The sequence below is a fragment of the Rhizobium sp. C104 genome, from assembly GCF_022354505.1.
GTDB classification, from domain to species: domain Bacteria; phylum Pseudomonadota; class Alphaproteobacteria; order Rhizobiales; family Rhizobiaceae; genus Rhizobium; species Rhizobium redzepovicii.
Genome location: NZ_CP092352.1, coordinates 818,171 through 828,029 on the forward strand (window position 1 = coordinate 818,171; position 9,859 = coordinate 828,029).

General features: G+C 56.8%; 11 protein-coding genes. 5 read left to right on the plus strand and 6 right to left on the minus strand.

Annotated features, from left to right (window positions below; genetic code table 11):
- Positions 1-42: 42 nt before the first annotated feature.
- The 3 genes from MF410_RS36850 to MF410_RS32050 all read left to right on the plus strand — a co-directional run bounded on the left by MF410_RS36850 (position 43) and on the right by MF410_RS32050 (position 1,597).
- Positions 43-423, plus strand: coding sequence for a hypothetical protein (locus tag MF410_RS36850; RefSeq protein WP_345774733.1), 381 nt, complete (start codon positions 43-45; stop codon positions 421-423).
- Positions 424-440: 17 nt separating this feature from the next.
- Entirely contained in the window at positions 441-1,259 is an 819-nt protein-coding gene (locus MF410_RS32045) for an HD-GYP domain-containing protein (protein WP_345774734.1), read from the plus strand.
- A 71-nt stretch (positions 1,260-1,330) separates the two neighbouring features.
- A complete protein-coding gene (locus tag MF410_RS32050; RefSeq protein WP_345774735.1) occupies positions 1,331-1,597 on the plus strand; it encodes a low affinity iron permease family protein in 267 nt (88 codons plus the stop codon).
- A gap of 254 nt (positions 1,598-1,851) precedes the next feature.
- Here MF410_RS32050 and MF410_RS32055 read toward each other — a convergent pair whose 3' ends face one another.
- Positions 1,852-2,115, minus strand: coding sequence for a DUF982 domain-containing protein (locus MF410_RS32055; RefSeq protein ID WP_239620926.1), 264 nt, complete (start codon positions 2,113-2,115; stop codon positions 1,852-1,854).
- Between the two features lie 1,849 nt (positions 2,116-3,964).
- Here MF410_RS32055 and MF410_RS32060 point away from each other — a divergent pair.
- Positions 3,965-4,171, plus strand: a complete 207-nt coding sequence (locus MF410_RS32060) for a hypothetical protein (RefSeq protein WP_239620928.1) — start codon at positions 3,965-3,967, stop codon at positions 4,169-4,171.
- 56 nt (positions 4,172-4,227) lie between these two features.
- Positions 4,228-4,356, plus strand: a complete 129-nt coding sequence (locus tag MF410_RS32065) for a nuclear transport factor 2 family protein (RefSeq protein WP_239621037.1) — start codon at positions 4,228-4,230, stop codon at positions 4,354-4,356.
- A 1,032-nt stretch (positions 4,357-5,388) separates the two neighbouring features.
- Here MF410_RS32065 and MF410_RS32070 read toward each other — a convergent pair.
- From MF410_RS32070 to MF410_RS32090, 5 genes are all read right to left on the minus strand, one after another.
- Entirely contained in the window at positions 5,389-5,844 is a 456-nt protein-coding gene (locus MF410_RS32070) for an NUDIX hydrolase (protein ID WP_239620930.1), read from the minus strand.
- 1,141 nt (positions 5,845-6,985) lie between these two features.
- Positions 6,986-7,342, minus strand: coding sequence for a hypothetical protein (locus MF410_RS32075; RefSeq protein ID WP_239620931.1), 357 nt, complete (start codon positions 7,340-7,342; stop codon positions 6,986-6,988).
- A gap of 560 nt (positions 7,343-7,902) precedes the next feature.
- A complete protein-coding gene (locus MF410_RS32080) occupies positions 7,903-8,373 on the minus strand; it encodes a 2'-5' RNA ligase family protein (RefSeq protein WP_345774736.1) in 471 nt (156 codons plus the stop codon).
- A gap of 139 nt (positions 8,374-8,512) precedes the next feature.
- Complete coding sequence (locus MF410_RS32085) at positions 8,513-8,806, minus strand: hypothetical protein (protein ID WP_239620932.1); 294 nt, start codon at positions 8,804-8,806, stop codon at positions 8,513-8,515.
- Positions 8,807-9,453: 647 nt separating this feature from the next.
- A complete protein-coding gene (locus tag MF410_RS32090) occupies positions 9,454-9,780 on the minus strand; it encodes a helix-turn-helix transcriptional regulator (RefSeq protein WP_003549692.1) in 327 nt (108 codons plus the stop codon).
- Positions 9,781-9,859 lie beyond the last annotated feature (79 nt).

Consider the following 9,859-nt stretch of genomic DNA (forward strand, 5'->3'; position numbering starts at 1 on the left):
CGACCACTTTTGCGTTCGGGAAGCAGGTCGGCCGCGCGCTCGGTGTCGGCTATTGAACTCGAAGCCAGCGTGCAGAAAGCCGGGGATAATGTGCGCGTGCCCGGCCAGATGGTTGACGCATCGACCAGCGCTTATGTGTGGGCTGAGCGCTGCGACCGTAACTCCCACCGACCTTTGCGCTGCAGGACGAGATTGCTCTGTTGGTTCCGACGATTCATACTTCCTGAAACAAAGGCGTGTTTACTGAAGGTTGAGCCACTTTATCCATTTTTGAAATTCGAGGCGGCGCCAGCCATGCGGAAAAGAATACGGCTGCAGGAATTGCGGGTGGGGATGTTCGTCGATGAGGTTGAGAGCGGCAGCCAGGACGGCTCGGTGCGGTTCAGCCCGTTCTTGGTTTCCTCCCCACCGACATTCGTCTAATGATGAACAGCAACGTCATGACCGTCGTCATCGACGTCGGGAAGGGCCGGGATATCGAGCCTGCTGCTGTAACCACACAGCCGTTTGACCGCGCACATTTCGAGGCCACGCTTCTTCACACCTTCTCGGCACACGACGTTAGCCGAGCGAGGCGGTGTATCGAGGAGACGAAGCCCCATATCCGCGAGCTTGTAAGTGCAGCGAGGATCAAGGGCGGCTTTGCCAGTGACGCGGCGGACGTCGCGGTAGAAGGGATCATGTCGGCAGCATCCAGCAACATGGGAGCCCTGGTTGGTGTTGCGAAACTCAAGGAGAAGGATGAAATCACATTCCTTCATTCGCTCACTGTGAGCGCCTTGATGATCAGCTTCGGCCGCACACTTGGACTCGCGGAGGAGGATGTGCGGCTTCTTGGAGTTGGCGGTCTTGTGCATGATCTCGGAAAAATGGCTCTCCCGAACGCCATCTTGAAGAACACCGGGAAACTGACCGGGGACGAAATGCAACTCGTCCGTCTGCACCCGCGGCGGGGATATGAACTGGTCTCGAGCCTTCCAAACACGCAACGCCAGGTTCTCGACATCTGCCTCCATCACCATGAGAAGTTCGATGGTTCCGGCTATCCTTCCGGCCTTGCTGGAGAGGGAATTCCGTATGTCGCACGGGTCGCGGCGATCTGCGATGTCTATGATGCCCTGACGACGGTAAGGCCTTACAAGCCCGCCTGGTCGCAGGCCGAAGCCATAAACATGATGATGAAGTCGCCGGGTCACTTCGATCCCGACCTTTTGGCGGCCTTCGTCTCGAACATGGTGATCAGCGGCACGCTTCGTTAGATCGCATCACCCCAGGTCTGTAAGCCTATCTCAAGCTTGATCAGGAGGAAAGTCTTCCATGGACCGCATGTTTGCGAAATTCGCTACTGCGACGGCGCGGGCAAACGGTATCCCGATCGCCTTTTATTCTTTGCGTCGCCGCTGTCGTCGTCTGGGCCGGCTCTGGACCATTTTTCGAGTTTTCGGAGACGTGGCAGTTGGTCATCAACAGCGGCACGACCATCATTACGTTCCTTATGGTGTTCCTGATCCAGAACACGCAGAACGGGGATGGGGCTGCCGTTCAGACCAAGCTCGACGAGATAAAAGGAACTCGCAGCACTGCATCTCCGGTGTGAGAAGTCCGCGAAACGTTCTCAAGCGATCCTACAGAGGACGCACGCGGAACGAACGACGCGCAAGAGCTAATCAAATGACGGGGCTCAACCGCGAGCTGATAGCCCGTATCAGCGCATCCTCAACGCCCAGGCTGCCTGAAGCCGTCGAACGGTTCTGATCACGAGCAGGTGACGTCCGGTGTCGAGTTCGAGCACGTTGGCTAACCGAGGCGGGGCCTGTTCGATGAGACCATCGGAAACGACCACGACGGCAATCAGTGAACAACAGCTATTGCGACAACCCCGGCTTCGCCGGCGGCGCGAAGCATGGCAGTCCGTAGTTCGCATGGCTCGCCGCGACCGACGATGACATCCAGACAGATTTTGACAGCAAAGTAGAACGCCTCACCATCGTCATGCGGCCAGTCGTGGAGGAGGGCTTCAGCTGCATCTCGGGCTGTGCGGACGGTTCTCCGGTTTTGTTTATCCGGGAAGAAGAGAACAATTGGCTCTAGAGGTCTAAAAGTATCCCATTTCATGGTCGCCCCCGACACGATAATCGTCGATGGAATTCTGCAACTTATACATTACGTCGGCTCTGAAACATGGGAATCGATCGCGCTCTTCATTTACTCAGGAGTAGGTGAAGGCGGGCACGACTTCGCAGTCGAGCTTTCCATCCCTGAGTCGCCTCGGGCGCAACATTGTATCTGGGCGTTGTTGACGAAGCAGAAGGATTGCTGGAACGACAGTGCCCGTATGAAGCGGAACACTTGAAGCCGGTCTATGGGAGACGTGAGGAAGACAAGAACTGCATGGGCAAATGATCAATAGGATCGGGGTCAGCAAACAAGAATGACGCTTCGAGCTTCGAGCTCGCTTTCAAGATTCGGACCTAACTCGTGTATCACCATACCGGCCCGCGGCACCGCATCCAAAGGCCCTGCACAAGACCGCACTCGATCACGTGTTCAAAAGTTTTAAATCTTCCTTGCAAAACGGCTGGCATCCACACTTGTGTCAGGTACCTGGCCCGCAGAACGGCCCACTCATGGTTCTGTTCAAGCAGCAATCAGTGTTGTCTAAGCGCAAAAACGTCTTTCAACGCTTAAGGAGGGCTCCTACCACGCGGCCCGCAATCTGACGGTGGTATATCGGTCCGACGCCCCGTTGTTAACCGGGCGTCGGACCTCGCCAACACAACTGCAGCTCGCAAAGGTCGCAATGGCTTCGGATCCCGGATCCGTATGGATTGCCGATTTGGTGCCCGGCGCTCCATCGGCGTGATTGACGCGCAGCAGATACTTGCTCGCCTTGACCGGCGGAAGGGGTCCGATCTCAGCGACCTTGGTTCCACCGGGTGTCGATCCACCCTTTGGTCCGAGCGTGAACAGACAGATCTTGTCCGCAACCTCCGCCACAAGCGAGGTCGGGACTTGCCGCGTCTTGGGCATCCTTCAGCTTCTGGAAATTCTCCAGCCGCCAGTACAATGGGCCAGACGGCAGCTCTCTGACCTTCTGCTCAACGACCGGGCTTGATGAAGAAATTGTTTTCTTCGGACAATGTTGCTGAAGTCATCAGCCCGAAAAGCAGATAGGGAAATCATAAGACGCCTATATTGCGTGCGCTGAGGGATCGCAGCTTCATGGTTAGTCCTCCTGGTGATGCTTCGTTGGCGGGCCTCTCGACGGTGAGTGCGATTTCCTGACAAACAGGCGACCGCAGGCGATGCGCCGCCCGCCAGTGTCGCACTGTCAAGCGTGCCGATGGCCACAAGAAGCGCAAATATCGTTGCTCGAATGTTGTGGAGCAGTCGCGGACGGTAAAGGCGCGATTGATGGCGAACTCCAGCACGCCCGCCGATTTCGGAAGATTTGAGTAGTGATCCATACCGGACCCCTCGATAGCGCGGAGAACAGCTTTGGAATGCGTCCCGCCGGCGACGGGCGTGTGGTTATACGCGATCTGTTGGAAGGCGATGTTGAAAGCTTTTCTAGTCGAGGATCTTCTGGATGCGTGCCAGACTTTCGGCGATGGCTTTCAGCTTCCCACGCCGTTTCAGCGGCGCCGTCGACCGCTCGAGCTTGTCCCACAGGTAAGCACGTTGGGACACCGATCCAGCAGTGCGTGCTCGAAATCCGCAGAAGCCTGTTCGCGGTCCCAATGTACGCGGCGATGCATCCGCCGACATACGACGACGAAGGAGAACTTTTCCTGGTTGTTCATCTTACTGCAAGCCTCAGGACCGAGCTTCTGATCATTGACGGCTCTCAGTACTTGTTTTTCGACCGCAGTTCGGAAGATACTCGCAATGGAGTAGTTTCCGCGGCGACGTCGGTGAACAACTCCTCGCCACTCGCGTTTCAAACGAAACGGAGGAGAACGACATGCCAGCCTTGGACGAATCTTTCGAAGAGTTCATGAAACGCCGCGAAAGCGTTTCCCTCGACTACATCAACGGCAACCCGGCCACCTTGATCGACATCTCGACGTCGCACGATCCGGCGACCTTCTTCCCGCCGTCCGGCGATCGGATTTCGGGAGCAACGAACGTGAACGCCGCCAACGAAAAAGCTCCGGACATTTCGAGGTGATCCAATCGGCGGAGAGTGGCGATCTCTCGTTCTGGACGGGTCTTCAACATGCCAAAGTGCGCATGGCGGGCAAGGAAGGAGAGGTTCCGATGTCCCTACGCGTCACAGAGATCTTCCGACGTGAAAACGGCGAATGGAAGCTCGTCCATCGGCACGCCGACATGGCGGACACGAGCAGCAAATAGCTTCGGCCGCCGCCCGTGTGTCCCCGATGCCGCGTACGTTGTCGTCCGAGCCATAAGTCGATTGAGATCCGGGTTGCCTTCCGTCCACCACACCGGCCCGCGTTCTTCGAGGCTGCCTTCACGACATCGACGGCCTTGCGCGCGACACCGTTCCTCGTTCCCGATGTCCCCATATGCCGAACGAACTTATGGTATATCGAGAGCTCCCAAATCGAAATTGTGGGACCTCAGGTCGGAGCGGACGCAGAATCGAGGAGGTTTAGATCAGGCCAGATTCACCAACGTATGTCGCGTTAGCCGTATCGCATGCACACCTACTGGGAAAGCAATGGCCAGGTGACACGCCGAATCCGCATCTCTTGAGAACGTTGCGCCACTATGTCGGGCTGATGGGGAGGGTCACGGTCTTTTTGCCAACGCGATAGAGCTGTGTAAGGCGATCCTCCGACCCAGCCGGCTAGATCATCACATCAGGGTGGGACGCCGAAGCCCGCGCGGGAATCCTTTGACTGCATCTTCGCGGAGATCTTCCTGACGCGGACTTCTCCCAGTTCGCCGACGACAGCTTCGGCCTCACGGGAGCGGACATCGCGAGGCTCGTCAGGTTGGCCCGCCGGGTGGCTCGCCGTTCATCGCCGGCCGGTCGCCGTCGAAGACGTAATGGCGAGCCTGCCCGGCTGAGCGAATCCACGACGACCGCCGAACTACCGAAGGTCACCGGCTGGAAGGGACTGAGCGACGTCGCCCACTTCGAACGGCTGAAGACCGCCCTGGTTCGGACGAGAGGACGCACCCGTTTCGACCGCGCGGCCGCCGACAGAATCCTGGATGATCTGCTACAGCGAGAGCTTCGCGAAGGATGGTTTGATAGCCTGGGCGAGGTGAGCCCGTGTCGCAGGAGGACAGGATCACGAACAGCCGCAAGAAGGTCGAAGCTTACTTGGAGAAGTAGAGACGAGTTCACATCCAGGAACTCTTGGCTGACGAAGGCAGAACCGGAATTCCCGAGATCGGCAATCCGGGACCGTCGAGCTAGGGAAGCCGTCTGCTGCGCTCGACCATTCGTCCAAACTTCAGCAGCAGGCGCTCAAGATCCGGCTCCTCCACGCGGCGGGCGGCCTCAATCGGCGTCAGCCACACGGAATCTCGCTCCGCCATTTCTGGAAAGCGCTTTCGGCTACGGCGAACCTCCAGTAGGAAGACGGCAACGACCGGTCGTGCTCCACTTCCGTCCTGCATCAGCTTATCGTAGACGAACTCGCCGAAGGGCTTCTTCTTCGCCCGCCCGATCACGCCAGCTTCCTCCCAGGCTTCACGTTCTGCCACCTTGCGCGGCTTCAGACCTGATATCGGCCAGCCCTTGGGGATCATCCAACGTCTCGTCTCCCGCGTCGTGATGAGAAGCACCTGTGGCCCCTTGGGTGTGCTTCGGAAACACAATGCACCATACTGCTGGATCGGCTTCGGATAGACGTCAATCTCACTCATCTGGTCGGCACCGCTTGATGGTCCCCTTGTCATTTATTAGAACGATGACGAAGGAACCACGCCGATAGTTAGGGTAGGTGGTTCCTGCTCCAGCTTTTTGTTTCCTTGGTCATCACCGGCGCTTAGTGTCTCGCGCACTTCATCCTCTTCCCAACCCGCTTCGATGGCGGAAGCCACAAGCGTCTTCAGCCTCGACTTCGGCCCCGCCCAAGCTATGCGCAACGACGCCGCGCACGGTCGCCAGCATTCCGCGCTTTCTTAATATGGTTATGTCGGCATCCCTTGCCATGACGATCTCTTCTGCCGCCCGAGGCGCAGGATGTCCGCCCGATACGCCGCATCTGCAACCAAACGGCCGCGAGACACCGAAGTTCCCATCGCCGATCCAGCGGACATTCCAGGAAGAAGCGACGCAGATTTTCGTTCTTCACATCCTGTTCGACGCATCAGCGGACGAAATTCGGGGGCTGCGTGGCTGCTGTTGTCGATCGGAACGCCGAGATTTTAAACCGCAGCCTGATTAGCGTACATGCTACAAGAGTTCCCAACGCGGCGAGAAACCACTCCGCATACTTCACTTGTCTGCCGCACGAGTTTCGGGCAGCCTAGCAGCCGGCGGTATCGTACGTCACTGCACGGGAAGCGGCCGAGCTTCGTAGCGGGTATAGAACGTCTCCTGTGAGGTTGAAGGACTATCAGCCATGCATCGGGTCGGCGTAATCAATTGGAGCGGAAGCGAGGATTTCGCTCCTCTGATGCTTGTAATGAGCGACCGAGAAAAACACAGGGGTCCGAAGTCGTTCGAGAACGGCTGCGCTTTCTGTTTTCAATCACTTGGTGACGCAATGGGACATGCCGACTGGGTCCCCGAGAACCGCGCTAATTTCCCGGAGCTGGCGGCCCGGTTGGACAGCGAGATCGACGCCCTTCGCGGGATGTCTAAGGCTGGCTGATCGACGCATCCCGCGAAGCGGTACAACCACTCTTCGATCTAACGGAATGGACTGACATGGGTGTCTATGATCCGCTGGTTCATGCAAACGTTTGCTGCGAAGGACAATCAGCGCCAGGGGTATAGGAAAGACGAACCACCTAGTTGCCCTTTAAGGCAAGCTAGCGGCGGCCCCGCTTGCAAAGCTGGTTAGGAACTGTCCGGCGGCGAGAAGAAACAGTTCACGTCGTTTTCCGTTGGATGAAGGCAGATATGATACCGGCCATCTCCGGAGGGGATTTCGTCCCCATACGGGATGAAGAACAGGTGTGGTTGTGTCGCGAGGTGGTGGTCGCCCGCATGCAGGAAGACGGAAAAGCCGCGAGGCCCTCGACTAATGTCCTGAGAGGGAATGGCCTCACAATCGCCAAGCAAACCCTGAGCTTTGCAGCACGCCGGAGGATAGGTCCAGCCGCTCTTCGCTTCATGGGCGTCGGTTCGAACGATAGTGCAGACGGAGATCGCCCCAAGTGTGATCAAGCGTACTGCTGATGTGGCGAGTGTCACTGCTTACCTCCTTAGAGGCAGCCCCTCGAAAAACCCCGGGAGGTTGCGCACTGATCGCCAAGAACGCGCGATCTTTTTCGATACCTCGATTAATTGTTTTTGCTACTAACCTGCGCCTGAAGGGCAAAGCCGATGGTCGACCCGCCTCTCGATGTGCCTCCACGCATCACGGCAATGGATCAGGATACAGCTCGCTGCGTGGAAGTGAAATCAAACTTCTGCTGCGCCGACCAAACGGATGGGGGACCTCGTGCTCCGCCACGTGGCAAAAGGCATTCAGTATCTACGTTTGCAAAGCAGGGCTTTGAAGAAAAGTTTGATGTTCCGCATTTAGGCTAGTGGCTGGGTCGCCGCATGCTCTGGTGCCGGTTGCAGAGTTGACGTGCGGAGCCGTTTTGCCTGTCTAAACCGGGAGTTCATCATGTGCTTGCGCCCTGACACGACGCTTCGCCAAGCACGTCGACCTCGACGCTCGGGTACATTTTCTCTTTTACCAATTGAAGGGCGTTCACTTCGCCTACGATGGGCAACAACCCATCGTCGACGTCGGGTGCTGACAGTCATTCTTCGGCGGAAAACCTAAAGAGCGTGACGTGAGCTATACGAGGCGGCTTTGGACGCCAATCTTCGAACCAGACGGCATCTGAAATAGCCGAGCGAAGCCGCCGCAGCTCTGGCGGCTCGGGTGCCTTTACGAAGATAGCAGCTTCCGAAGCCTGCACCTCCTGAAAACTGAGACAAATCGGTGGCGTCTCTTCGAGCAGTCTCTCCACGACCCCTGTCCATCTTTCCCCGTTCAGCTTCCAGACCTCGTCGTTTGACATACTAAATTGCGCCCCTGCATTGATCAAAGTGACCACCGTCATGTGCATGCTCTTAGCGGGGACGCGCAGCAGCGGACCATCGCACTCGCGCTCGATGCCGTCCTGCAAGGCGCAGAGCTTTGATACTGTCTCGCGGTCGGGGAAAAGCTGCAGGTGAAACGCGCAGCACCGCTTGAACCACAGCGGGTCGACCTTCGTTCTAATCACAGCAACATTCCCACGGTTGAGGATGTCTCAGCGGACAGCGGCGCAATTCGCAACCGAGATCGGTCTCGAAGGATCAGACTTGGCATTGTCTCCCCGCAATTACTTAGATGCCGGTGTTATGGCCCATCGGGCCGAAGACTTAGCGCGAATGCAACTGCAGGAACTTTCTGGCTTTGATGAAACTCCAGGTCAGAGCGGCGTTTTTGTGCGGGCCATTGTCATCGAGAATATCGTCCACGGAGTAAATAAGCAGTTCAGACGCTTCATTTCGATCCGGGGCCGCATCTGCGCCCGACAGGATATCCGCAGAAGTGAAACTGCTCGGCATCACTAGAAATAGTTCCGGGTGGCAGAAGACCGGGTCATAAGCCAGACCGACAGCCCGACGAAACTTGGTTTTTGTTGTTGTCAGCTGGCTGCCTACGTTTCTCAAATCTGGAGTGCAGCGGTAGCGCTGGCGTTCGTAAGTATAGAAATCATTGGAAGGAGCCCCAGGATAAACAATAATACGAGAGTGCCTCAGATTGCAGAAAACGTGGTTAGGAACGGGTTAAATTTCACCGCTGAGATGCGAAAAATCTGGGAAAAGCAACCTAAAGACGGCGCTGTGCATCAGGGTCAGAGGGCTAAATCGCGGAGGTGCCAGTATTGACTAGCCTTCGGATCCTTGCAGAAATTCAGGTCCCTCGTAGAAGCCTTACTCGCAGAAGGATTTGTGAACTTGGAGCATCTGGGATCGTTTATGACCGGGCAACAGTCATCGATCTGCTGTCCAGGCAGGTCAGGGCCTTGACCGCTTCCCTCAAGCAAACTGCTCTGGCGTGACCAGCCCGGGTGTGTCGGCGGGTTTAAAGTACCCGTGACTGTTAACGGACGACCTGAGCAAAGTTCCATAAATACCCGTTACGCCTCAAACGCTGAGATTCGTCCCACCTTAGGCGCCTCGTGGGCGAATCTAATATGTATTGGGGGTCCCGATGCTTCCTGATCTATCGTTGCTCGGCCGTTTTAGGAGACTCTTACCAACGAGCGCCGCAGCCGATTCATAGGCGGGAAAAGGCTGCCAAAAGTAATCTTCCATTATTTTTTGGTGGCCAGCGCCTCGATCATCACGACCAGTCTCCGAAGGTCATCGCTTTGAAGTGCTTTGAGCGCCACGGCTAGTCTTTCATGGAACAGCTCGTCCGTCGTTCTGACGTTCTCCTCAGCGTTGTTACCAAGCAACTCATCGATGCTCACGTTCAATACCGAAGCGATCCGTACCAGGGTTGCCAAGTCCGGTTCACGACGGCCGGTAATGTAGTTTCCGTAGCGGCGGTCGCTAAGGCCAGCGCGACGAGCTACCTCCGCGTTCGAAATGCCAAGTTGTTCAGCGCGTCGTTTGAGATTTGAAGAGAATGGCTCCATGACCACATTTTGTTCATGACAAACCACACGGGTCTATGTACGATACGTGGTGGTTAATGAGAACAATACGTGCGGTGAT

Excerpts from the sequence above, each read along its gene's own strand:
- MF410_RS32045 (WP_345774734.1), top strand. The coding sequence starts at position 441 with ATGACCGTCGTCATCGACGTCGGGAAGGGCCGGGATATCGAGCCTGCT.
- MF410_RS32090 (WP_003549692.1), bottom strand. The coding sequence starts at position 9,780 with ATGGAGCCATTCTCTTCAAATCTCAAACGACGCGCTGAACAACTTGGC.
- MF410_RS32055 (WP_239620926.1), bottom strand. The coding sequence starts at position 2,115 with ATGAAATGGGATACTTTTAGACCTCTAGAGCCAATTGTTCTCTTCTTC.
- MF410_RS32070 (WP_239620930.1), bottom strand. The coding sequence starts at position 5,844 with ATGAGTGAGATTGACGTCTATCCGAAGCCGATCCAGCAGTATGGTGCA.
- MF410_RS32060 (WP_239620928.1), top strand. The coding sequence starts at position 3,965 with ATGCCAGCCTTGGACGAATCTTTCGAAGAGTTCATGAAACGCCGCGAA.